This window comes from Paratractidigestivibacter sp. (genome assembly GCF_963660155.1).
Classification (GTDB): Bacteria; Actinomycetota; Coriobacteriia; order Coriobacteriales; family Atopobiaceae; genus Paratractidigestivibacter.
The window spans coordinates 1-24,051 of sequence record NZ_CAVKWG010000026.1; the positions used below are offsets into that span (position 1 = coordinate 1).

Annotated in this window: 17 protein-coding genes; 15 read left to right on the top strand and 2 right to left on the bottom strand. The window is 65.7% G+C overall.

The genetic code is table 11. The features are described 5' to 3' along the window. The coding region (locus U5709_RS04320) for a PAS domain-containing protein (protein ID WP_321972898.1) at positions 1 to 154 on the bottom strand (154 nt) is incomplete at its 3' end. 635 nt (positions 155 to 789) lie between these two features. Between U5709_RS04320 and ssnA the strand changes: the two genes are divergently transcribed. The 11 genes from ssnA to xdhC all read left to right on the top strand — a co-directional run bounded on the left by ssnA (position 790) and on the right by xdhC (position 18,214). After that, the gene (gene ssnA, locus U5709_RS04325) at positions 790 to 2,142 is read left to right on the top strand and encodes a putative aminohydrolase SsnA (protein ID WP_321972880.1); all 1,353 of its coding nucleotides are present in this window, start codon (positions 790 to 792) and stop codon (positions 2,140 to 2,142) included. A gap of 170 nt (positions 2,143 to 2,312) precedes the next feature. Beyond that, positions 2,313 to 5,318: a putative selenate reductase subunit YgfK gene (ygfK, locus tag U5709_RS04330; RefSeq protein ID WP_321972881.1), complete on the top strand. Its 3,006-nt coding sequence runs from the start codon at positions 2,313 to 2,315 to the stop codon at positions 5,316 to 5,318. 118 nt (positions 5,319 to 5,436) lie between these two features. Continuing rightward, positions 5,437 to 5,994 carry a 4Fe-4S binding protein gene (locus U5709_RS04335; protein WP_321972167.1) on the top strand — a complete coding sequence of 186 codons (558 nt, stop codon included), beginning with the start codon at positions 5,437 to 5,439 and terminating at the stop codon, positions 5,992 to 5,994. A 13-nt stretch (positions 5,995 to 6,007) separates the two neighbouring features. After that, on the top strand, positions 6,008 to 8,785 hold the full coding sequence (gene xdh, locus U5709_RS04340) for a selenium-dependent xanthine dehydrogenase (RefSeq protein ID WP_321972166.1): 2,778 nt from the start codon (positions 6,008 to 6,010) through the stop codon (positions 8,783 to 8,785). A gap of 557 nt (positions 8,786 to 9,342) precedes the next feature. Next, on the top strand, positions 9,343 to 10,854 hold the full coding sequence (locus tag U5709_RS04345; protein WP_321972165.1) for an ABC transporter ATP-binding protein: 1,512 nt from the start codon (positions 9,343 to 9,345) through the stop codon (positions 10,852 to 10,854). Between the two features lie 12 nt (positions 10,855 to 10,866). Next, positions 10,867 to 12,012, top strand: coding sequence for an ABC transporter permease (locus U5709_RS04350; protein ID WP_321972164.1), 1,146 nt, complete (start codon positions 10,867 to 10,869; stop codon positions 12,010 to 12,012). After that, on the top strand, positions 12,012 to 12,944 hold the full coding sequence (locus tag U5709_RS04355; protein WP_321972163.1) for an ABC transporter permease: 933 nt from the start codon (positions 12,012 to 12,014) through the stop codon (positions 12,942 to 12,944). The genes U5709_RS04350 and U5709_RS04355 overlap by 1 nt, the downstream gene beginning before the upstream one ends. 152 nt (positions 12,945 to 13,096) lie before the next feature. Further along, complete coding sequence (locus U5709_RS04360; RefSeq protein WP_321972162.1) at positions 13,097 to 14,182, top strand: BMP family lipoprotein; 1,086 nt, start codon at positions 13,097 to 13,099, stop codon at positions 14,180 to 14,182. Between the two features lie 314 nt (positions 14,183 to 14,496). Then, the gene (gene xdhA, locus U5709_RS04365; protein ID WP_321972161.1) at positions 14,497 to 16,839 is read left to right on the top strand and encodes a xanthine dehydrogenase subunit XdhA; all 2,343 of its coding nucleotides are present in this window, start codon (positions 14,497 to 14,499) and stop codon (positions 16,837 to 16,839) included. Then, positions 16,839 to 17,720: a xanthine dehydrogenase subunit XdhB gene (gene xdhB, locus U5709_RS04370; protein WP_321972160.1), complete on the top strand. Its 882-nt coding sequence runs from the start codon at positions 16,839 to 16,841 to the stop codon at positions 17,718 to 17,720. Before xdhA ends, xdhB begins: the two co-directional genes overlap by 1 nt. Next, positions 17,720 to 18,214 carry a xanthine dehydrogenase subunit XdhC gene (gene xdhC, locus U5709_RS04375; protein WP_321972882.1) on the top strand — a complete coding sequence of 165 codons (495 nt, stop codon included), beginning with the start codon at positions 17,720 to 17,722 and terminating at the stop codon, positions 18,212 to 18,214. Before xdhB ends, xdhC begins: the two co-directional genes overlap by 1 nt. A gap of 366 nt (positions 18,215 to 18,580) precedes the next feature. On the opposite strand, the gene U5709_RS04380 is transcribed toward xdhC, so the two are convergent. Then, the gene (locus U5709_RS04380) at positions 18,581 to 19,060 is read right to left on the bottom strand and encodes a hypothetical protein (protein ID WP_321972158.1); all 480 of its coding nucleotides are present in this window, start codon (positions 19,058 to 19,060) and stop codon (positions 18,581 to 18,583) included. A 141-nt stretch (positions 19,061 to 19,201) separates the two neighbouring features. Between U5709_RS04380 and U5709_RS04385 the strand changes: the two genes are divergently transcribed. The 4 genes from U5709_RS04385 (at position 19,202) to dpaL (ending at position 23,981) form a co-directional block, all read left to right on the top strand. Beyond that, complete coding sequence (locus U5709_RS04385) at positions 19,202 to 20,122, top strand: 2-dehydropantoate 2-reductase (protein ID WP_321972883.1); 921 nt, start codon at positions 19,202 to 19,204, stop codon at positions 20,120 to 20,122. A gap of 40 nt (positions 20,123 to 20,162) precedes the next feature. Beyond that, positions 20,163 to 21,446: an amidohydrolase family protein gene (locus U5709_RS04390; protein ID WP_321972884.1), complete on the top strand. Its 1,284-nt coding sequence runs from the start codon at positions 20,163 to 20,165 to the stop codon at positions 21,444 to 21,446. A gap of 491 nt (positions 21,447 to 21,937) precedes the next feature. Beyond that, positions 21,938 to 22,234, top strand: a complete 297-nt coding sequence (locus U5709_RS04395; RefSeq protein ID WP_321972155.1) for a hypothetical protein — start codon at positions 21,938 to 21,940, stop codon at positions 22,232 to 22,234. A gap of 532 nt (positions 22,235 to 22,766) precedes the next feature. Further along, positions 22,767 to 23,981, top strand: coding sequence for a diaminopropionate ammonia-lyase (dpaL, locus tag U5709_RS04400; RefSeq protein ID WP_321972154.1), 1,215 nt, complete (start codon positions 22,767 to 22,769; stop codon positions 23,979 to 23,981). The last annotated feature ends 70 nt before the right edge of the window (positions 23,982 to 24,051 follow it).

Here is a 24,051-nt window from a genome sequence, read left to right on the forward strand (position 1 = left end):
TGCGTCCGGTCACGTGGCCGTTCTCGATCCACACGATGGAGTGGTCGGGGTCCTTCGCCTTGAGGTCGTGGATGACGACCTCGCACCCGCTGCCGAACTGCAGCGCGATGGCGTGCCCGAGGCGCTTGTAGAAGTCGAGGTGGTTCTCCTGCATGGCAAACACTCCGTATATAGCGTGGGCAAGGTGCCCGGACCGAACCCGCGGCAGCTCACCGTAGGCGTTGAATCATCATAAATACAACGATAGCCCACTCGACCTAACTTTTTGTTAGGCAAAGATTAACACCTCAGTTTGCGCACACGGCAACGCGCCTCGCCGCACACGGCAACGCTGCGCGCCGCCCGCGGCAACGCAACACGCGCCGCCCGCGGCAACCCCGGCGCGCCGCCCGCGGCAACCCCGGCGCGCCGCCCGCGGCAACGCGCCTCACCGCCCGCGGCAACGCAACACGCGCCGCCCGCGGGTTCATCTACCGTTTACCGAATAGCAAACACCTCGCTCAGTGGCCATCACACCCCATAAACCTGCAGATATAACAATTAGTCATTGTAAATAACAGATTTTCTGAAGCAGGTGCGCTCGTCGAGTCGTGGTGCCGCGCGCGCCCGCGCTCAGGCAGAATCAATCCAGCTATACCCTCGTTTCTTGCCGCCCGCACACGGACGCGAACCCACCGATGGCCGCAATCCGATCTATTGGGCGGCGTTTGGCAAGAAACCTCGGGAATACTGGCACAAGGTCGTATCACGGGCCACTCGGCACCGCGGCGGCGAGGAGAGGAGAGCACCATGCTTCTGGTCGGCAACGGACGGGTCATCACGCGAGACGCAAAGAACCCCTACATCGACGGCGGCGCCGTCCTCATCGAGGGCGACTCCATCGTGGCCGTGGGCCCCGAGGCAAAGCTTCGCGCCCAGGCCATCGGCTGCTCCTACGTGGACGCCCACGGCGGCGTCATCATGCCGGGCCTCATCAACTGCCACACGCACATCTACTCGGGCCTCGCGCGCGGCCTTTCCATCAAGGGCTGCAACCCCACGAACTTCCTCGAGAACCTCGAGCAGCAGTGGTGGAAGATCGACGATAACCTGACCCTCGACGGCACCCGCGCGTCGGCCTACGCCACCATCCTGGACTCGCTACGCGACGGCGTGACCACCATCTTCGACCACCACGCGAGCTTCTGCGAGATCCCGGGCTCGCTCTTCGCCATCAAGGACGCGGCCGAGGAGCTCGGCATCCGCAGCTGCCTGTGCTACGAGACCTCCGACCGCCGCGGGACCCAGAAGCGCGACGAGTCCATCCGCGAGAACGCCGAGTTCGCCCAGTGGGCGGCCGATGCCCGCAAAGAGGGAAACCACATGGTCGCGGCCATGTTCGGCGGACATGCCACCTTCACGCTCTCCGACGAGACCATGGACATGATGGCCGAGGCCAACAACGGCCTCACCGGCTTCCACATCCATGTCTGCGAGGGCATGAACGACGTCTGGGACTCTCGCCAGAACCGCGGCGGCATTAGCCCCATCGAGCGCCTCCTGCAGCACAACCTGCTCGGCCCCGACACCATGCTCGGCCACTGCATCCACGTCACGCCCGCCGAGATGGACATCATCAAGGAAACCGGCACCTGGCTCGTCAACAACCCCGAGTCCAACATGGGCAACGCCGTGGGCTGCGCGCCCGTGCTCGAGTTCTTCCGCCGCGGCATCCCCGTGTGCATGGGCACCGACGCCTACACCCACGACATGCTCGAGAGCCTGAAGGTTTTCCTCATCATCCAGCGCCACAACGCCGCCATGCCCAACGTCGGCTGGTGCGAGGACATGGACATGCTCTTCAAGAACAACCCCGCCATGGCCACCAAGTACTTCGGCCGCCCGCTGGGTATCTTGGCCCCGGGCGCCGCGGCCGACGTCATCGTCATGGACTACAACCCGTTCACGCCCTTCTCGGACGAGAACATCGACGGCCACATGCTCTTCGGCATGATGGGCAAGAACTGCCGCACCACCATCGTCAACGGCCGCGTCCTGTACAAGGACCGCGAGTTCGTCGCCTTCGACGAGGAGAAGATCAACGCGTGGACCATGGAGCAGTCGAAGAAGCTCTGGGGCACGCTGAACGGGCGCGAGTACTAGAGGGGCGCCCGTAGGCGCCTGACGCCTAGGTTTTGCGAGGCAGGCCTTCTGACCTGCGGCGCATTGCTTGTGTGATCGCGACCTCCGCGGGGTCGCAAACGTCGCGTCGGGGGACGCGGCACGAAAACCGCCCGTCCACGCGGTCTTGGCCGGGCAGGAGAGGAGCTCATATGAGCGACGTCATGAGGCCGATCCCGTTCGCGCAGCTTATGGACTGGATCCTCACCGAGCATGCCGAGAAGGGCTCGATCTTCGGCATCCGCAAGGTCTACCGCCACGAGGGCGGCGCCGAGCCTATCTTTGCCGAGAAGATCGAGACGCCCTTCGGCCCCGCCGCCGGCCCCAACAGCCAGCTTGCGCAGAACATCGTGGCCTCCTACGTGGCGGGCGCGCGCTTCTTCGAGCTCAAGACCGTGCAGATCATGGACGGCGAGGAGCTCTCTCGTTGCGTGGCCAAGCCCTGCATCGTGGCCGAGGATGAGTGCTACAACTGCGAGTGGTCCACGGAGCTCACCGTTGCGCAGGCCCAAGACGAGTACATCAAGGCCTGGTGGGCCTGCAAGCTCCTCTCGCGCGAGCTCGGGCTCGGCGACGCCGACGGCTTCGTCTTCAACATGAGCGTGGGCTACGACCTCGAGGGCATCAAGAGCGAGAAGGTCGACTCCTACATCGAGAACATGAAGGACGCGAGCGGCACGGGCGTGTGGGCCGAGTGCCGCGCGTGGGCAAGCGCCAACCTCGATCGCTTTACCCACGTTGACCAGGCCTTCATTGACTCTGTGAGCCCGCACGTCTCTGCCTCCGTGACCGAGTCCACGCTCCACGGCTGCCCGCCCGCCGAGATCGAGCGCATCGCCACCTACCTTCTTTCCGAGAAGGGCCTGAACTGTTACATCAAGTGCAACCCGACGCTGCTCGGCTACGACTACGCCCGCGCGCGCCTGGACTCGCTCGGCTTCGACTACGTGGCCTTCGACGACAAGCACTTCCGCGAGGATTTGCAGTGGGCCGACGCGGTGCCGATGTTCCGCCGCCTGATCGAGCTCGCCGCCGAGCGCGGCCTCGCCTTCGGCGTCAAGCTGACCAATACCTTCCCGGTCGACGTCACCCGCAAGGAGCTGCCGAGCGAGGAGATGTACATGAGCGGCCGCTCGCTCTACCCGCTCACCATCACGCTCGCGCACCGCGTGTCCGAGGAGTTCGACGGCAAGCTCCGCATCAGCTACTCCGGCGGCGCCGACGCCCGCAACATCAACGAGCTCTACGCGGCCGGCATCTGGCCGATCACCATGGCCACGACGGTGCTCAAGCCCGGCGGCTACGAGCGCTTCAGCCAGATCGCGGGCCTGCTCGCGGGCGCCCCGCGCAAGGACTGCGTGGACGTCGCCTCCGTGGCCGCGCTCGACGCCTCCGTGGCGGCCGACCACAAGTACCAAAAGCCCGTGAAGCCCGTGCCCGCGCACAAGCTCGACTGGCCGCTTCCCCTTACCAGCTGCTTTACCTCTCCCTGCCGCAACGGCTGCCCCATCGAGCAGGACATCCCCGCCTACCTGGCCGCCGTTGACGAGGGACGCCTGACCGACGCGCTCGCCATCGTGGCCGAGAGAAACGCGCTGCCCTTCATCACCGGCAACCTCTGCCCGCACCCCTGCGGCACCAAGTGCATGCGCGCCTTCTACGAGCCCGAGGGCGCGGCCATCCGCGCGTCCAAGCTCGCGGCCGCCCGCGGCGGCATCGACGAGGTGCTGGCGGCCATCAAGGCCGAGGGGCCGCGCGCAGTCGCGGGCGCGAGTGCTCACAAGGTCGCCGTCGTCGGCGGCGGCCCGGCTGGCCTGGCCTGTGCTTTCTTCCTTTCGCGTGCCGGCGCCGACGTGACCATCCTCGAGCGCAAGGAGACTTTGGGCGGCGTGGCGCGCCACATCATCCCGGCCTTCCGCATCGCCGACGCCGACATCGACCGCGACGTCGAGCTTTGCCTGGCGTACGGCACGAAGGTGCAGACGGGCATCGAGGTGGCCTCCGTGGCCGAGCTCAAGGCCGCCGGCTACACCGACGTGGTCGTGACCTGCGGCGCCTGGGCGCCCGGCCAGGTGGGCCTTGAGTCCGGCGACGAGATCGACGTCCTCGAGTTCCTCGGGGCCGCCAAGAGGGGAGAGGACCTCTCCTACCTGGGTTCCGACGTCGTCATCGTGGGCGCCGGCAACACCGCCATGGACGCCGCCCGCGTGGCCAAGCGCCTGCCCGGCGTGCAGAACGTCCGCATCGTGTACCGCCGCACCAAGCGCTACATGCCCGCCGACGAGGAGGAGCTCGCCGAGGCGCTGGCCGAGGGCGTGGAGCTCTGCGAGCTTCTTGCCCCGAAGGCCGTGGCCAGCGGCGTCTTGACCTGCGACAAGATGGCCCTGGGCGAGCCCGACGAGTCCGGGCGCCGAAGCCCCGTGGCCACGGGAGAGACGGTCGGGGTGCCTGCCACGGCCGTGATCTGCGCCGTGGGCGAGCACATCGAGGGCGAGCTCTATGCGGGCGCGGGCGTCGAGGTCGACCGCCGAGGCCGCCCCGCGGGCGTGGCCACGGGCGTCGAGGGCGTCTGGGCCGCGGGCGACTGCCGCCGCGGGCCCGCGCGCTTCGTCGACGCCGTCGCCGACGCGCAGGAGGTCGCCAAGCAGATGCTCGGCGTCGATTTCTCGGCCTACGCCGCAGCGAACGTCCGCGCCGGCCAGGAGGACGCTTCCTACGCCGCCAAGGGCGAGCTGCGCGTCGGCTGCGAGGCCTGCTCCAAGGGCGGCTCCGGCTGCCTTGGCTGCGCGACCGTCTGCGAGGCCTGCTGCGACGTCTGCCCCAACCGCGCGAACGTCTCCATTACCGTGCCGGGTCTGGCCCAGCACCAGGTCGTCCACGTCGACGGCATGTGCAACGAGTGCGGCAACTGCGCCGTGTTCTGCCCGTGGAGCGGCCGTCCGTACAAAGACAAGCTCACCCTCTTCTGGAGCGCCGAGGATATGGGCAACTCCGAGAACCAGGGCTTCTTGCCGCAGCCCGACGGCTCCTTCCTCGTGCGCATCGGCGGCGCGTGCGCCGCGTACGACGTCGACGACGCCGCCTGCGGCCTGCCCGAGGAGGTGCGTTTGACCATCCGCGCCGTGCGCGATTCCTACGCCTACCTGCTCGCTAAGTAGCCCCCCACGGGACGGCGGGGGCCTCAGCCCTCGCCGCCCCGAAATCGACCTGACCGTTGTCCGATTTTGAGCTAACGCATCTACCAGCCATTTATTTCTTGCCGAGGGACCGATTCACATGGCCTACGACAACAAGAAATGCGATTTTGCTAAGGCGCCCGAGGCGATTCCCGGCGCGAGGCCCGCCGTCGCGGCCAAGCCAAAGAAGCCCTCCCGCCCGCGCCCGGTCGCCGTGGTCATGTGCAACGGCGGCTGCACGGGCAACGGGTTCTGCGAGCAGGGCTGCGTCGGCTGCGGGGCCTGCGAGGCGTCGTGCCGCAAAGGGGCCGTCAAGCTCGACGAGCGCGGCGTTGCCCGCGTGGACGCGGACGCCTGTATCGGCTGCGGCCTTTGCGCCCGTGCCTGCCCGCAGGACATCATCCAGATGGTCGAGCGCCGCTTCAACATAACCGCGCGCTGCTCGAACACCGACGCCGGCCCCGCCGCCCGCAAGCTGTGCGCCTCGAGCTGCATCGCCTGCGGCGCCTGCGAGCGAGCTTGCCCCGCCGGCGCCGTCCGCGTGGTCGGCAACCGCGCCGTCATCGACTGGTCCGCGTGCATCGCCTGCGGCATGTGCGCGGCCAAGTGCCCGCGTGGCGTCATCCGCGACGCCTTCGGCATCCTGGCGCAGAAGTAGGAGGGAGGGACCCATGGCCGAGGAATATCGCCTGCTCATCAACGGCGAGGAGCACGTCACATCCGAGAACAAGTCCATCCTGCGCTACCTGCGCGACGACCTGGGCCTCACGAGCGTCAAGGACGGCTGCTCTGAGGGTGCGTGCGGCACCTGCACCGTCATCGTGGACGGGCGCGCCGTCAAGTCGTGCGTCCTCACCACCAAGCTCGCCGTGGGCCACAAGATCGTGACCATCGAGGGCCTTGCCCACGAGGAGCAGGAGGCCTTTGTCTATGCGTTCGGCACGGTCGGCGCCGTGCAGTGCGGCTTCTGCATCCCAGGGATGGTGCTGGCGGGAGCGGCGCTCATCCGCCGCAACCCCGACCCGACGGCGCCCCAGATCGCCGAGGCCATCCGCGGCAACATCTGCCGCTGCACGGGCTACAAGCGCATCATCGTGGGCATCAAGAAGGCCGCGGCCATCCTGCGCGGCGAAGAGGCCATCGACCCGGCGGCCGAGGAGGGCGCCGACTACGGCGTCGGCAAGAAGATCTTCCGCACCGACGTGCGCCGCAAGGTCCTCGGCTTCGGTAAATACCCCGACGACCTCGACGAGCGCGATTTCCCCGGCCTCGCCTACGCGTCGGCCGTGCGCTCAAAGTACCCCCGCGCCCGCGTGCTCTCCATCGATGCCGAGAAGGCCCGCGCGCTCGACGGCGTCCTCGCCGTCCTCACCGCGGCCGATGTGCCGGTAAACCAGGTGGGCCACCTTATCCAGGACTGGGACGTCATGATCGCCGAGGGCGACGTGACCCGCTGCGTGGGCGACGCCGTTGCGCTCGTGGTGGCCCGCGACCGCGCGACGCTCGCGAAGGCGAAGAAACTCGTCAAGGTGTCCTACGAGGAGCTTGAGCCCGTGCGCAACATCGACGAGGCCGCGGCCGAGGGCGCGCCCCTTATCCACGAGAGCTTCGAGGCCTTCGGCAACCACGTGGTGCTGCAGAACAACATCTGCCAGCAGCGCCACGTGACGCGCGGCGACGCGGCCAAGGCGCTCGCCGAGTCGGCCTTCACCGCGACCCAGACCTTCACCACGCCCTTTACCGAGCACGCTTTCCTCGAGCCCGAGTGCTGCGTGGCCGCGCCCTACAAGGACGGCGTCAAGATTTGGTCCACCGACCAGGGCGCCTACGACACCCGCAAGGAGTGCGCCCACATGTTCGGATGGGACGCGACGCCCGAGCGCGTGGTCGTGCAGACCATGCTCGTGGGCGGCGGCTTCGGCGGCAAGGAGGACGTGAGCGTCCAGCATCTCGCGGCCCTCGCGGCGTATAAGCTGGGCGTCCCCGTCAAGTGCTTCCTCACGCGCGCCGAGTCGCTGGTTTTCCACCCCAAGCGCCACTACATGCGCGGCACCTTTACGCTGGGCTGCGACACAGAAGGCCGCTTCACGGGCATGGACTGCGAGATCAACTTCGACACGGGCGCCTACGCGAGCCTCTGCGGGCCCGTCCTCGAGCGCGCCTGCACGCACTCCGTCGGCCCCTACACCTACCAGAACACCGACATCCGCGGCTACGGCTACTACACGAACAACCCGCCGGCCGGCGCTTTCCGAGGCTTCGGCGTGTGCCAGTCTGAGTTCGCGCTCGAGTCGCTCATCGACGTTCTTGCCAAGAAGGCAGGCATCGACCCGTGGAAGATCCGCTACATCAACGCCATCGAGCCGGGCGAGGTGCTGCCCAACGGCCAGATCGCCGACTGCTCCACGGCGCTCAAGGAGTGCCTCGAGGCCGTGAAGGACGTTTATTACCAGAACCAGGAGCGCGCGGGTATCGCGTGTTCCATGAAGAATGCGGGCGTGGGCGTGGGCCTTCCCGACAAGGGCCGCTGCAACATCCGCGTCGAGAACGGCGTGGCCGTGGCCTATGCGGCCACTTCCGACATCGGCCAGGGATGCAACACCGTCTTTACGCAGGACATCGCCGAGGCCTGCGGGCTGCCCAGGCGCTGTATAGCCAACGGGGAGTGCTCGACCGAGAACGCCCCGGACTCCGGCACCACCTCGGGCTCGCGCCAGACCGTCGTCACCGGCGAGGCCGTGCGCGGCGCGGCGTTCCTGCTGCGCGACGCCATGCTTGCCGTCGAGCGGGGGGAAGAGGTCCCCATGGGCCAGGTTCGCGCGGGCGGCGACGGCAAGACCTTCCGCTTCGAGGACGGGCACGAGTACACGGTGCCGGCCGAGGAGCTTATCCCCGGCCATGCCCGCGTGCCGGCAGACCCTGCGGCGTGCCTCGCCAAGCTCGAGGGCCGCGAGTTCTTCTACGAGTACTTCGAGCAGACCGATAAGCTGGGCGCCGACGTGCCGAACGCCAAGAGCCACATCTGCTACGGCTTCGCGGCGCACGTCTGCGTGCTGGACGAGGTGGGGCGCGCCTCCGAGTTCCACGCGGCGCACGACTCCGGGCGCGTGATCAACCCCATCGCCATCCAGGGCCAGATCGAGGGCGGTGTGCTCATGGGCATGGGCTACGCGCTCACCGAGGACTGGCCGCTCAAGGACTGCGTGCCCACGGCCAAGTACGGCACGCTGGGGCTTTTCCGCGCAGACGACATCCCCGAGATCCACGCCATCTACGTGGAGAAAGACGAGCAGCTGCCTGTGGCCTACGGTGGTAAGGGCATCGGCGAGATCGCCACGATCCCCGCCGCGCCCGCCGTGGCCAACGCTTATTTCGCCCTCGACGGCAAGCTCCGGCCGAGCCTGCCCTTGTCGGATACGTTCTACAGCCGCCGCGCGCACCGCGACTAGGGCGGCGCGGCGGCGCTCGGCCTCGGGAGCCCGGCAATCGTCGTTTGTGGCCGACGCGGCCGTTCCGAGCCCCGAAACCGACGTTTGTGGCCTTCTTGTCGTCAGATTAGCCCCGAAACCGACGGTTGTGGCCAACGCCCGTGGCCACAACCGTAAAAAAGAGGCGCGCGAGGGGCGGCGTGGCCACAACCGAAAATTACGGGGCTGAGTCCGTGCCGACCGGACCTTGGAACGTTGCGTATTCTTAACTACAACGACCTGCGGTTTTATACATGGGTTCAACAATCGACCCTTGCGACTAGGCTCTACGCTCTCATAAAATAATCACATTACATCCGTCGTATAAACCACAGACGTCAGACGCGCTGTTTAACTGGGAAATCAGAAAATCAGTTAGACACCCTGCAACTTTTGCTTAACAAATTGGCGTCAAACGGGTGTAAGCCCGAAACCGAAGCGTCACGTTAGAACGCTATCTTTAGGCACGAATCAGCGTAAGCGCGTCATCCCGACGACCAGCGGGCTGCGCGAGAACCTACCAAGGAGAGGAGGATGACGTGGCGGAACTGCTGAGGATGGAAAAAGTCAGCAAGCGCTTCGGCTCGTTCTACGCCAACAAGGATGTGGACCTTACCGTAGGGGAAGGTGAGGTCCACACGCTTTTGGGCGAGAACGGCGCCGGCAAGTCCACGCTCATGAATGTCCTCATCGGCCTTTATCAGCCGACCGAGGGCAAGATTTTCCTGCATGGCCAGGAGGTGCAGATCACGAGCCCCGGCATCGCCGTCGAGCAGGGCATCGGCATGGTTCACCAGCACTTCATGCTCATCGACGACATGACCGGACTCGAGAACATCATCTTGGGCGACAAACGCCACGGCTCGCCTTTGCTTAAGCTCGCCGACGACCGCAAGACGGTCGAGGAGCTCATGGGGCGCTACGGCATGGAGATCGACCTCGACGAGAAGGTCGGCGCCATGTCCATCGGCATGCAGCAGCGCGTCGAGATCATGAAGGTCCTCTTCCGCGGCGCCGACCTCGTCATTCTCGACGAGCCCACGGCGGTTCTCACGGACCTCGAGGTCGAGGGCCTGTTCGACATCATGCACTCGCTCACCGCCGAGGGCAAGTCGATCATTTTCATCTCGCACAAGATGCGCGAGGTCATGCGCATCTCCGACTACGTCACGGTTCTTCGCCGCGGCGAGTCGGTCGAGACCGTTAAGGTGGCCGACACCACCGAGCAGGAGCTCGCCGACCTCATGATCGGTCAGAAGTTCACCGAGAGCACCTACGTCAAGGTTGAGAACCCCGGCGACGTCGCCTTCGAGCTCAAGGGCGTCTCTTACCGCCCGGGCGTCAAACACGGTGGCCTCACCGACGTTAGCCTTGCCATCCACAAGGGCGAGATCCTGGGCGTTGCCGGCATTGACGGCAACGGCCAGTCCGAGCTCGCCTCCCTGGTCACCGGCCTCATCAAGCCTGAGGGCGGCGAGGTCGCGGGCCCCGACGGCGCGAGCATCGGCTTCTACACCCCTTCGAACTTCATCGAGCAGGGCATGGGCAACATCCCCGAGGACCGCAACAAGATGGGCCTCGTGGGCGACATGACCATCGCCGAGAACCTCGTCCTCAAGCAGACCGAGTCCGACCGCTTTTCGGTGGGCCACGGCGCCTGGCTCAAGCTCGACGCCATCCGCGAGTACGCCGAGCAGCTGCGCGACGAGAACGATATCCGCTGCACCTCCGTTGAGCAGACGGCGCGCAGCCTCTCGGGCGGCAACCAGCAGAAGGTCATCCTCGCTCGAGAGCTCGATGCGCGCCCCAAGCTCCTCATCGCCGTCTACCCGACGCGCGGCCTGGACATCGGTGCCACCGAGTTCATCCACAATCAGATTATCGCCCAGCGCGACGCGGGCTGCGCGGTGCTTCTCATCTCGGCGGACTTCGACGAGGTGCTCAAGCTCTCCGACCGCATCGCCGTCCTCTTTGAGGGCCAGATCATGGGCACCTACCCCGGCGCGAACCCTCCCATCAAGGAGATCTCGCTCGCCATGGCCGGAAAGTAGGAGGGGATACACATGGCAGAAATCAAGAACAACCAGGCCCTCTCCCAGGGCAAAAAGGAACCGAAGACGCCCCGTCGCGGAGCCGTGAACGAAGAGCAGCGCCGCGAGCAGCGCCTCATGGTGCTCACCCCGGTCGTATCGATGCTGCTCGCCCTCATTGTGGGCGCCGTCATCATCGTGTGCCTCGGCAAGAACCCCATCGAGGGCTACGCGGCCATGCTACAGGGCTCGGTCGGCGACCTCTCGAAGATCGGCAAGACGCTCGAGCGCGCCTGCCCGCTCATCTTCACATCGCTCACGGCCGTCTTTGCCTATAAGTGCGGCGTCTTCAACCTCGGCGGCGAGGGTCAGTTCATCATGGGCGGCTGCGCGGCGGCCTACGCGGTCATCACCTTCGGCCTCGACGGTGTGCCGGCGCTGCTCGTCGCCCTCGTCATGGGCATCATCTTCGGCGGCCTGTGGGGCCTTCTTCCGGGTATCCTCAAGATCACGCGCGGCCTGAACGAGATGATCACGACGATCATGTTCAACTACATCGCGCTGTACTTCATGGAGTTCCTCTACAAGAACGTCTACTCCGACGAGGGCCTGCCGCAGACGCCGGCCATGCCCAAGTCGGCCCACCTCGTGGACATCGGCCCCGCGCACGCCGGCGTGATCGTGGCCATTATCCTGGGCATCTTCCTGTGGTACCTGATCTTTCGCACCTCGTTCGGCTTCAAGATCCGCGCCGTGGGCCTAAACCCCACCGCCGCGCGCGTCAACGGTTTCCCGGTGCGCTTCCTGGTTCTTGCCGCCTTCGTCATCTCCGGCGCCGTGGCGGGCCTCGGCGGTGCCGTGGAGCTTTTCGGCAAGACCCCCTTCCGCCTGGCCGACGGCTTCGGCTCCGGCTTCGGCTTCGACGGCGTGGCCATCGCGCTGATCGCCCAGCTCAACCCCGCGGCCTCCATCGTCGTCGCCATCGTCTTCGGCATGCTCTCCACGGGCGGCACCATGATGCAGTCCGTCATCGGTGTGCCTACCGCCATCGTCGACATCATCCGCGGCCTCATCATCATCTTCGCAGTGGCCGGCATGGCCATGGTCAAGCTTCCCAAGGTGAAGGCCTTTATCACCGCGATGTTCTCCAAGGACAAGAAAGCTGAGGTGAGCGCGTAATGGACTTCATGGTCGCACTCCCCACCATCGTCAGGGCCATGGCCATGGGCGCCGTGCCCATCCTGCTCGCGGCCCTAGGTGAGGTCTTCTCCGAGCGGGCCGGCCTCGTGAACATCGGCCTCGAGGGCATCATGGCCGTCGGCGCCTTCGTCGCTTTCGCCGTGGGCAAGGCCACCGGCAATCTTTGGCTGGGCCTGCTCGTCGGCATGCTCGCCGGCGTGGCCATCAATATGATCTACGCCTTCTGCGCCATCACCCTGTGCTCCGACCAGACGGTCACGAGCATGGCCGTGAACATCTTGGCCCCGGCCATCGCGCTGTTCGGCTACAACCTGTTCGTCGGCTCCAACTCCGAGAACGCAACGGGCGCCCAGATGGCGAGCATCGCGATCCCCGGCCTATCCGATATCCCCATCATCGGCAACGGCCTCTTCAACCAATCGGCACTCGCCTACATCACCTTCCTGCTCGTGCCCCTCGTCGCGTTCTTCTTCAAGCGGTGTCGCTTCGGCCTGTCGTTCCGCTCCGTCGGCGAGAACCCCCAGGCGGCCGAGACCCTCGGCATCAACGTCATCGCGGTCAAGTACCTCGCCTGCGCCCTGTGCGGCGCTCTGGCGGCAGCGGGCGGCGCGTTCCTCACCATCTGCTACACCCCTATCTACACCGACGGCATCGTCGCCGGCCGCGGGTTCATCGCCCTGGCCACCGTCATCTTCGGGCGCTGGAGCGCGGTGGGCGTCATGCTCGCGAGCTTGCTCTTCGGCTTCTTCGACGGCCTCAACGTGGCCCTTCAGGCGTCTTTCCAGTCCGCCCCGGTCATGTTCTTCAAGATGATCCCGTACATTTTCACCATCGTCGCGCTCGTGTTCTTCGGATCAAGGCACGGCGGCCCCAAGGCCTGCGGCAAGCCGTATTTCCGCGAGTCGCGCTAGCGACCAGGGGCACATCGAGTGCTAAGGTAGGTATCTCGCGCGGGCTGTTCGGCGACCCTCAGCCCGCGCAGTAGTTTGCACGGCCCGCCATCGCGAGGGGCGAGACGGGATAGGAAGCGGGCACCCGCCCGCACAACCGAAGGGAAGAAACCATGTCCAAGATCAACCTCGACCGCCGTCAGTTCCTCGGGCTCTCCGGCGCCGCTGCCGCCACCATGGGCCTCGCTGCCTGCGGCGGCTCCTCTTCCAGCTCCAGCTCCGACTCCAGCTCCGAGAATAAGACCCGCAAGGTTGCCATGATCATGTCCGGCACCGTCACCGACGGCGGCTGGGACCAGGCCCACTACGAGTCCCTCAAGCGCGCCATCGAGAGCCACGAGGGCTGGGAGATGCTCGAGCCCAAGGAGAACACCGCCTCCGCCGACAACGCCACCGCGGCCGAGACCTACGTCGATCAGGACGTCGACCTCATCATCGGCAACGGCAACCAGTTCGCCTCCGCTTGGGCCGAGGTCGTGGCCGACGCCGCCGCCTCTCACCCCAACGTGCACTTCCTCATCACCAACACCAACGCCGACCAGGAGCTCGCCGAGTACGAGAACACCGACAACGTCGAGGTCGTCCTTCCCGACTTCGTGCAGCTCGGCTCCCTCGCGGGCGTCATCGCCGGCCTCATGACCCAGACGAAGTCCATCGGTTTTATCGGCGGCATGAAGCTCCCCTCCACGCTCAACAAGTACTCCGCGTTCCTGGCCGCGGCCCAGAAGATGGACGCCTCCATCACCGGCCAGTACAACTTCGAGGCCGGCTTCTCCGACGCCGCCAAGGGCACCCAGCTTGCCGAGCAGTGGATTGCTTCCTATAACGTCGACGTCATGTGGGGCGACGCTTCCGCCGTCGACAACGGCGCGCGCAAGGCTCTCGAGTCCGCCGGCGCCGACACCCACTTCGACATCTCCCAGCCCATCGACATCCTCGGCGACTCCCAGCCTACCGTCATCGCCTCCACGGTGACCGACTGGAAGATCGACCAGGCCATGGACGAGATCGAGGCCGGCACCTTCGGCAAGGGTAAGGCCATCACCGCCAACATGGAGAACGGCGGCGTCTCCCTCGGCAAGTTCTCCGACAAGATCCCGGCCGACGTCCAGACCAAGATCGACGAGTACGCCGAGCAGATCAAGACCGGCTCCTTCCTCACCGATGCTGAGGTCGAGGCCATCAAGTCCACCCTCTAGGGATAGACGGCACATAACGGGCCGGTCGGCTCGTTGCATTTGGGCGGGGCGTTTCGGCGCCCTGCCCTTTTTGCTGCGTAGTTATCCGTCGTGCCTTAAGCGAATCGAGCCTGTGATTATTAAGAAATGAACTAGGTTCATTCTGACGTTAGGCGACAGCTGTTAACCATCCCAAACTATAACGACCAGCTCAAAGCCCTATTCCTTCCGTTTGGAGAGAAACGTGGCCGCTCGCCGTATAACGGCATAACGTTACGGGTATTCGTCCGTAAAATTAGTTTGGCTGCAAGACTTTCTTTGAGAGGGGAGACGTCATGCAGGAACTCCGTGAGGTGGGACGCCCCGTGGTCCGTGTCGACGCCGCCGACAAAGTGACGGGTCGCGCGAAGTTTACCGACGACCTGTGCCCGAAGCCGTGCCTGGAAGCCAAGATTCTCCACTCGACCATCGCCAATGGCCGGGTGCTCTCCATCGATTACTCTGAGGCGCTCGAGGTCGAGGGCGTCGTTGCGGTCTACACCTGCTTCGACGTGCCCGAGTTCGCCTACCCAGTGGCCGGGCACCCGTGGTATGCGGACTCCGCCGCCGCGAAGCGCGACCAGGCGGACCGCCGCCTGCTGGACGACCGCGTGCGCATCTACGGCGACAACATTGCCGTCGTTGTTGCCGAGGACGCCGTGGCCTGCGACCGCGCCCTCAAGAAGATTCGCGTGGAGTACGAGGAGTACCCCGTGGTCTACGACGCCTTGGAGTCCCTCGCTGGCACGGACCCGCCCGTGCAGGCGCGCAAGCCCGACAACATCGTGGCCCATACCTGCGCGCGCACCTCGGACGACAAGCTTGCCGAGGCCGGCTACGAGACGGTCGAGCAGGCACTCGAGGACCCGGCCTATCACCACGTGTCCATCCACTGCGAGAGTCGCGAGCAGAGCCAGGTCCACATCGAGACCTGCGTCTCTTACTGCTACATGGAGGGCCACAAGATCGTCTGCGTCTCCTCCACGCAGATCCCGCACGTCGTGCGCCGCGTCATCGGCCAGGCGCTCGGCATCCCCTGGGGCGATGTGCGCGTCATCAAGCCCTATATCGGCGGTGGCTTCGGAACCAAGCAAGATGTCCACTACGAGCCGCTGAACGCCTGGATCTGCAAGCAGCTAGGCGGCCGGTGCGTCCGTCTCGAGCTGTCGCGCGAGGAGCTCTTCTGGGATACCTCGGGCCGGCAGCCCAAGACCTTCGACGTCGAGTGCTCCTACGGCGACGACATGGCGCTCCATGCCCGCAAGATCGTGGCCTACTCCAATACCGGCGGCTACATCCACCACGGCCACGCGCTCGTGCTCAACTCCGTGAACTCCTTCCGCTGGCTCTACCACACCTGCGAGGTGGCCACTCATTCGGAGGCCTATACCATCCACACCAACGGCCCGCACACAGGCGCCATGCGCGCCTACGGCGTGCCGGAGGGCAACTGGGCAGCCGAGTGCCTCATGGGAGACATCGCCTACGACAATGGGTGGGACGGCCTCGAGTTCCGCCTCAAGAACGTTTACACCGATGCCTTCGTGGACGAGTTCACGCCCGGCGGCGTCATCGCCGCGCACACTTGCGCCATCCCGGAGTGCGCGGCCAAGGGCAAGGAATACATCGACTGGGACCGCAAACGTGCCGAGTACGCAAACCAGGTGGGGCCGATTCGCCGCGGCGTGGGCGTCTCGTTTTTCGTGTACAAGACGGCCGTAGCCCCCTTCGCCCTCGAGACCGCCACGGCGCAGCTCACCTTGAACCAGGACGGAACCGTCCAGCTGCAGATGGGCGCGACCGAGATCGGCCAGGGGGCCGATACCGTCTTCTCCCAGATGGCGGCCGAGGCCATCGGCATCGACACCGAGGATGTCCATATCGTCTCGCAGCAGGACACCGACGTGACGCCGTACGACTCGGGCGCCTATGCCTCGCGCCAAACCTACGTGTCCGGCACGGCCGTCAAGAAGGCCGGCGAGACGCTGCGGGCCAAGATTCTCGCGTTCGCGCGGCGCCTCTCGCCGGATGCCCCCGGCGAGCTCGACCTGCGCGACCACGCCATTTGGGACGGTAACGGCGAGAAGGTCTGGGACCTGCCCGCCTTCGCCCTCGAGGCGTATTACAACCTGGACGCGGCCGACCAGCTGAGCGCCCACGAGACCGTCAACGTCCACACCAACGCCATCGCGGGCGGCTGCACCTTCGCCGAGGTCACGGTGGATATCCCCCTCGGGCAGGTCACGGTGGACCGCATCATCAACGTGCAGGATTCCGGGCGCCTCATCAACCCGAGGCTGGTCGAGCAGCAGATTCACGGCGGCATGGCGCAGGGCATCGGCTACGGCCTCTACGAGGAACTGCAGATCGACCCCAAGACCGCGCGCGTGCTCAACCCGACCCTGCTCGATTACAAGATTCCGACCACGATGGATCTGCCCGACCTCAAGGCGGATTTCGTCGAGAAGCCCGACCCCACGGGCCCCTACGGCAACAAGGCGGTGGGCGAGACGCCCGCTATCTCGCCGGCGGCCGCCATCCGCGACGCCGTCCTCAACGCGACGGGCGTCAAGTTCTATGTGGAGCCCATGACCCCTCAGCGCCTGTTCGAGGGCTTTAAGGAAGCGGGGCTGATCTGATGTACGACATCGAGTCTCTTTATGAGGCCACGAGCGTGGCCGACGCTTGCCGAGCGCTTGCCGCCGACCCCGAGGCAGAGGTCATCTCAGGCGGCACGGATGTGCTGGTCAAGCTGCGCGAGGGCAAGGGTGCGCCGGCTCACCTGGTAAGCATCCACGAGCTGCACGATGAGCTCGACGGCGTGCGGCTCGAGGACGACGGGATGGTCTGGGTGGGGCCGATCACCTGGTTCCACCACGTGACGATAAACCCCGTCATCCAGGCCACGGTGCCGACGCTCGGCGAGGCCTGCGACACCCCGGGCGGCCCGCAGCTGCGCGTCTCGGGCACCATCGGCGGCAACGTCTGCTCGGCCGCGACCTCGGCCGACACCGGCTCCACGCTCTTCGCCTACGGGGCGCTCCTGGACGTCGAGTCCGTGCGCGGCAAGAGGACCATCCCCATCGAGGAGTGGTACGCGGGCCCGGGCCGCAGCACGAAGGCGCGCGATGAGGTCCTCACCGGCATCCGCATCCCCCGCGACCACTACGAGGGCTTCAGCGGGCACTACTTCAAGTACGGCAAGAGACGCGCGCTCGAGATCACGACCATGGGATGCTGCTGCTTGGTTAAACTAGGCTCTGACCTGCGTACCATTGACGATATCCGTCTCGCTTTCGGCGTGGCGGGGCCCACGCCCATGCGGGCGCTCGCGGCCGAGGACGCGGTTCGCGGCGCGGACGTGGCCGAGGCCGCCGAGAGGATCGGTGAGCTCGCTGCCGCCTGCACGAACCCGCGCGACTCGTGGCGCGCGAGCAAGGAGTTCCGCCTGCAGCTTATCCGAGAGATGTCTAAGCGCTCTTTGGTCTATGCGGCGCGCAAGGGAGGGGCGAGCATCTGATGGACATGAGGATCTTGACCTGCACCGTCAACGGCAAGCGGACCCAGGTGGGCTACGACCCGCGCGAGAGCCTGCTCGACACTTTGCGAAACCGCCTCGGACTCACGAGCGTCAAGCGCGGCTGCGAGGTGGGGGAGTGCGGCGCCTGCACGGTGCTCATAGACGGCGTCGCTATCGACACCTGCCTTTACCTGACGAGCTGGGCCGAGGGCAAAAACATCCTGACCGTTGAGGGCCTGCAGGCACCCGACGGCACACTTAACCCTGTTCAACAGGCATTTATTGACGAGTTCGCGGTGCAGTGCGGCTTCTGCATCCCCGGCATCATCATGAGCGCCATGGAGATGATCGATTCGGGCAAGACCTACACGCGCGATGAGATCCGTAAGAACCTCTCGGGCCACCTCTGCCGCTGCACGGGTTACCAGAACGTGATCAACGGCGTTGAGCGCGCAATCGAGATCGTCCACGGCACCTGCGGCGAGCAGGAGTAGGGCGCCTTAGGCCTCAAGGGGAATGCCTCTCCGTCCCTCTCGCCGCGCCCGCGCGCAAGCAGTCCGAGCCAGTCACTGCTGGCAGGTTTACGTCGCCCGCAAAGAAAACGTTGCCGCTTGGTCTTCTTGCAAAGAAAACGGATTCGCTTGGTCCGTCCTGCAAGGAAAACGCCTCGCGTTGGTCGGTTTTGCAAAGAAAAGGCCCCCGCTTGGTCCCGATTGGACCAAGCGGGGGCCTTTTCTTTGCACCGCGTCCCTGTCGGTAAGCTCGGCGCCGGTACCAGATACGCGCAACGACGGGACCAGGAAGACGGAATAGCGATACTGAATAGGTGTGCCAATCGGCCCCAAACCGCAGGCGGTGACCTACGCCCAGTTGATGATGATGGTGGAGTCGTCCATCTTGCCGTTGCCCTTCTCGGCGCCGCTGCCTACGCGCACAGCGTAGCCGAGGCGCTCGAGGTCGCGCACGAATTTGGCGAGCTGCGTGGAATAGGTGTTGAGCAGACGGGCGGTCTGGATGGGGCTGATCATGTCCTGCTCGCGGCCGTAGATGATGTCGCAGATGGCGTCGGCCACGTAGGTGTTCGAGTTGCCCACGAGGTCGTTGTAGAAGGAGTTGCCCTCGCCTGCGCAGTCGATGTCGCTTGGGGCGAACTTGACCGAGAGCTGGGCCTTGCCGAACCTCGCGTAGGTGCGGATGCGGGCATCGGTGCGACCGATGGCGTTATGGATGGCCCACTTCATGGCGGAGGCGGCGAGCGTGTCGTTCTCGGCGATCTGGCGGTCGGGGCTGGCCGCGGCCACGAGGCGCTTGGCCTCCTCAGCGCTGACGATATCGACCATGTTTACCTCCGAACCGCGAGTCGAGTGCTTCTCTTCTCGCAAAAACGACGCTTTCTCAATCCCCGCTAGCATAACCGAATGCGAAGATGGACCCGTACGCGGGCCGCTCGGCGGCCGCTGGGCAGAGACGAGGGGGCGTATATGCATATCGAGAAGGTCGCCATCATCGGAAAGGGTGCCGTGGGCCTGCTCTACGGCTCTATGATCGAGTCGGCGCTGGGCGCGGGCACGGTCGAGTTCGTCATGGACGGCGAGCGCTACGCCCGTCACGCCGACGATGCCGTGACCATCAACGGCGAGCCTTGCGGCATCGCGACGGTGCCTGCGAGCAGGGCTCAGTTGGCGGATGCGGTCATCGTCACCATCAAGACGACGGGGCTCGCCGCGGCGCTTGACACCATGGAAGCGGTCGTCGGCCCGCAGACGCGGATCGCGTCGCTGTGCAACGGCATCCGCAGCGAGAGGGCGATCGCCGAGCGCTTCGGCTGGGGGCGCACGGTGCTCTCGGTCGCGCAGGGCATGGACGCGGTCTTTATCGGCGACGCCATGACGTACACGCACTCCGGCGAGATTCGCTTCGGCGCGGCGGAGGGTACCGAGGCCGGCGTAGTGGACGACCTCGCCGACCTGTACGCGCGGGCCGGCATCAGCCACACCGTTGAGACCGACATCGTGCGGCGCTTGTGGACGAAGCTCATGCTGAACGTCGGCCTCAACCAGACGTGCATGGTCTACGGAGGGACGTACGGCAGCGTGCTCGAGCCGAGCGGCGAGCAGCTGCGCTGTTTCGTGGCCGCTATGCGTGAGGCGCGGGCCGTGGCCGAGGCCGAGGGCGTGGGGCTCACCGAGGCGGACCTCTCGGCGATGGTGGATCTTGTGCGCGGGCTCGACCCCGCCGGCATGCCGTCGATGGCGCAGGACCGCGTGAACGGAAAGCTCACGGAGGTGGAGGAGTTCGCCGGCACCATCCGCGAGCTCGGACGTGCCCACGGCATCATCACGCCGACGAACGACTGGCTCTACCAGCGGGTTCGCGTCATCGAGGGCAGTGATTCGAGGTAGCTTGGTGTAAGGGTTGGCTCAAGTAATACGGGATGGTCATATGGCCGGCGAGTCGTTCGTTCTTAAGGGAAACATCTGCTGGAGCTCCTCGAAAACGGAGGTCGAGTGCGTCGAGGGCGGCTGCGCCGTGTGCGCAGGCGGCACATGCGCCGGCGTGTGGGAGGCGGCTGAGCTGCCCGACGTATACGCTGGCCTGCCGCTCATTGACTGTGGCGACGCCCTCGTGGTCCCTGGCATGAGCGACATACACGTGCATGCGCCCCAATACACCTTCCGCGGCCTCGGCATGGACCGCGAGCTGCTCGATTGGCTGAACGCCTATACCTTCCCCGAGGAGGCGCGCTACCGAGACCTGGACTATGCCGAGCGCGCGTACACCGTCTTTGTCGATGACCTGCGCCGCAGCGCCACGTGCCGCGCCGTCGTCTTCGGGACCATCCATGTGCCCGCGACCAAGGTCTTGATGAATAAACTCGAGGCCACAGGCCTCGTGAGCTACGTCGGCAAGGTCAACATGGACCGCAACTCGCCGCTCTCGCTCGTGGAGACGAGCCAAGCATCGGCAGCCGCCACCCGTCGATGGCTGGACGACGTCATTGGGCGCTACGAGCGCACGGCCCCGATCCTCACCCCGCGCTTCACGCCGAGCGTGACGGATGGCCTCATGAAGGACCTCGGGTGGATCCGCGAGGAGTTCGACGTGCCGGTTCAAAGCCACCTTTCCGAGAACCTCTCCGAGGTCAAGTGGGTCGGCGAGCTTTGCCCGTGGGCAAGCTGCTACGGCGAGGCGTATAACTTCTTCGGCCTTTTGGGCCCCCGCACGGTCATGGCGCACTGCGTCTACTCGACGGACGATGAGGTCGAGCTGCTGCGGCGCACGGGCACCTACGTGGCGCACTGCCCGCAGAGCAACACGCAGCTGGCCAGCGGCATCGCGCCGATCCGGCGCTATTTGGACGAGGGGCTCTCGGTCGGGCTCGGCTCCGACGTGGCCGGCGGTGCGAGTCTCTCGATGTGGCGCGCGATGAGCGATGCCGTGGCGGCCTCCAAGCTCCGCTGGCGCCTCGTCGACCAGGCGCTTGCGCCCCTCACCTGGCAAGAAGCCTTCTGGCTCGCCACCGTGGGCGGCGGCTCCTTCTTCGGCTTCGTCGGCAAGTTCGAGGAAGGCTACGAGTTCGACGCGCTGGTGGTCGACGACTCTGCGCTCGCCGGGCCGCGCGACCTCTTGCCCCTCGAGCGCCTCGAGCGCTGCGTCCACCTCGGCAGCGAGGGCGCTCGCCTCACCCGTAAATACGTCGCCGGCCGCCTCATCGACCTCGCATAAGACAAGGGGACGGTCCCTTCGTCTTATTTGCCGCGACGGAGGCTTGCAAGTGGTGACTGGGTCGGGCTGTACGCGCTCGGGCGTGGCAAGGAGGTCGGCAAATCATGAAGCCGGCGACACGCTGGCCGGAAGAATGTGCGGCCCGTGCCTGTCACCACTTGCGGGCACGACAGGTCGGCGTGTTCTTTTTGACCGGCTCCTAAAGGTGCGGAGCGGTGGCGCCGCTCTGCTGGGCAGCGCGGCAATTGCTGGTCGGTGTGTCAGGCATGGTTGCCCCCTGACGTCAGCGGAGAGGGGACGGCTGACCATGTATAACGTTTTACGAATTTCCTCGCAGGTCTCGGCATCCGTGGGATACGATGACGTTGTACAAAATGCGGTAGAGGGGCGTGTGAGACTTCTGTGCGCACCCACTTCAAGGTCTCGTCGCAATGCGATGACGTCTCCGCAGATTTCTTGCTGAAGGAACTCGGCTTATCGGGAGGGGAGAGATGAAGGCCTTGTCCGCGCAACAGGTCGAGGAGCGGTTCGGAATCACGCCCGAGCAGCTTGAGCAATGGGAGAAGTACGTCTCCCAGGGCATTCTTCCCAGCGAGCCGCGCGGTCCTGTTATCACGGGGCCCGGCCGGCCCATGAAGTTCGGGGAAGAGATGCGCCAGGTCGGGTTCAAGGAGCCGAAGAGCCGCGTGGCGCTCATCGACGCTCGCGCCGCCCAGCTCGGCCTCAAGCGCTCCGACTACCTTCGCGGCCTCGTCGATCGCGACCTGGCCTCGTCGGGACTTGTCTAGCCGCCGCCTGACGAACACCTGGTTAGTGCCGGCGCCCCGCCGACGCAGCGCCGTCCCTGCAAAGAAAACGGCTCCGCTTGGTCTGTCCCGCAAAGAAAACGGCTCCGCTTGGTCTGTTTGCAAAGAAAACGGCTTCGCTTGGTCCCGAACGCACCAAGCGGGCGCGTTTTCTTTGCAAAATTACCCCGAACGCACCAACTCGCCGCGTTTTCTTTGCGGCGAGGCCCCGAGCGCACCAACTCGCCGCGTTTTCTTTGCGGCACGGACCGCCCGGGGGCCCGAAACCCAGCCGAACATGTTGCTTGCCCCCGACCCTGCCGGCAAGCTCGGGAGACGTGCTCGCAGCCGCTTTGCGAAGGGCCGTCCTTCTCGTTCACGGGAATTAATGCAACGCTCACCTTGTAGCATCAAACGGTGCTTGAATATTGCCGCCGAGCTGCGTATATTCAATAGCAGACATATTGTTTGTTACCCAAACAAAATGTTGGATTCAAAATAGGGAATAGGCAGCGCCGACCAAAGGAGAGGCAACGTGAGCGAGAAGATCCAGTGGGCATGCAACCACATGCCGAAGAGCGACGACAAGCACCTCGGCATCATGAGCCTCGAGAACGTCGAGAAGGCCCGTTCCTTCCACGGGAGCTTCCCGCAGTACAGCGTGACCCCGCTCGCGCGCCTCGACGGCCAGGCCGCTCGCCTCGGGCTCGCCAACCTCTGCGTCAAGGACGAGTCCTACCGCTTCGGCCTCAACGCTTTCAAGGTGCTCGGAGGCTCCTTCGCCATGGCCAACTACATCGCGGACGAGACCGGCCGCGACGTGGCCGACTGCACCTACGATTACCTGACCTCCGATGAGCTGGCCCGCGACTTCGGCCAGGCCACGTTCTTTACCGCCACGGACGGCAACCACGGCCGCGGCGTCGCCTGGGCCGCCAAGCGCCTGGGCCAGAAGGCCGTCGTCCACATGCCCAAGGGCTCCACGAAGCCCCGCTTCGACAACATCGCAGCCGAGGGCGCGACCGTGACCATCGAGGAGGTCAACTACGACGAGTGCGTGCGCATGGCCGCGGCCGAGGCCGACGCCTGCGAGCGCGGCGTCATCGTGCAGGACACCGCCTGGGAGGGCTACGAGAAGATCCCGTCCTGGATCATGGAGGGCTACGGTACCATGGCCAACGAGGCCGCCGAGCAGCTGCGCTCCATGGCCATCAACCGCCCGACGCACGTCTTCGTGCAGGCGGGCGTGGGCTCTCTCGCCGGCGCCGTCGTGGGCTACTTCACCAACCTCTACCCGGACAACCCGCCCACCTTCGTCGTGGCCGAGTGCGCGCCTGCCGCCTGCCTGTACAAGGGCGCCGCGGCCGGCGACGGCGACCCGCGCATCGTCGACGGCGACATGCCCTCCATCATGGCGGGCTTGTGCTGCGGCGAGCCGAACATCCTCGGCTGGGACATCCTACGCAACCATGTCTCGGCCTTCGTGAGCTGCCCTGACTGGGTCACCGCCCGCGGCATGCGCCTGCTCGGCGCCCCCGAGAAGGGCGACCCGCGCGTCATCTCCGGCGAGTCCGGGGCCGTCACCACGGGCCTCGTTGCCACCCTCATGCTCGACCCCGACTACGCTGAGCTGCGCGACGAGCTCGGCCTCGACCGCACGAGCTCCGTCCTGTGCTTCTCGACCGAGGGCGATACCGACCCCGAGCAGTACCGTGAAATCGTCTGGGAGGGGGAGTACCCCACCTGCTAGGCTCCGCGCGCTGCCCGCATCGCAGATTGCACCAAGCTTTGCACCAACCCGCACCATGCTTCACCTGCGT

Coding starts and splice junctions, on each gene's coding strand:
- U5709_RS04350 (WP_321972164.1), top strand. CDS start 10,867: ATGGCAGAAATCAAGAACAACCAGGCCCTCTCCCAGGGCAAAAAGGAA.
- U5709_RS04355 (WP_321972163.1), top strand. CDS start 12,012: ATGGACTTCATGGTCGCACTCCCCACCATCGTCAGGGCCATGGCCATG.
- U5709_RS04360 (WP_321972162.1), top strand. CDS start 13,097: ATGTCCAAGATCAACCTCGACCGCCGTCAGTTCCTCGGGCTCTCCGGC.
- xdh (WP_321972166.1), top strand. CDS start 6,008: ATGGCCGAGGAATATCGCCTGCTCATCAACGGCGAGGAGCACGTCACA.
- xdhB (WP_321972160.1), top strand. CDS start 16,839: ATGTACGACATCGAGTCTCTTTATGAGGCCACGAGCGTGGCCGACGCT.
- U5709_RS04395 (WP_321972155.1), top strand. CDS start 21,938: ATGAAGGCCTTGTCCGCGCAACAGGTCGAGGAGCGGTTCGGAATCACG.
- U5709_RS04385 (WP_321972883.1), top strand. CDS start 19,202: ATGCATATCGAGAAGGTCGCCATCATCGGAAAGGGTGCCGTGGGCCTG.
- xdhC (WP_321972882.1), top strand. CDS start 17,720: ATGGACATGAGGATCTTGACCTGCACCGTCAACGGCAAGCGGACCCAG.
- U5709_RS04335 (WP_321972167.1), top strand. CDS start 5,437: ATGGCCTACGACAACAAGAAATGCGATTTTGCTAAGGCGCCCGAGGCG.
- ssnA (WP_321972880.1), top strand. CDS start 790: ATGCTTCTGGTCGGCAACGGACGGGTCATCACGCGAGACGCAAAGAAC.
- U5709_RS04390 (WP_321972884.1), top strand. CDS start 20,163: ATGGCCGGCGAGTCGTTCGTTCTTAAGGGAAACATCTGCTGGAGCTCC.
- xdhA (WP_321972161.1), top strand. CDS start 14,497: ATGCAGGAACTCCGTGAGGTGGGACGCCCCGTGGTCCGTGTCGACGCC.
- U5709_RS04380 (WP_321972158.1), bottom strand. CDS start 19,060: ATGGTCGATATCGTCAGCGCTGAGGAGGCCAAGCGCCTCGTGGCCGCG.
- ygfK (WP_321972881.1), top strand. CDS start 2,313: ATGAGCGACGTCATGAGGCCGATCCCGTTCGCGCAGCTTATGGACTGG.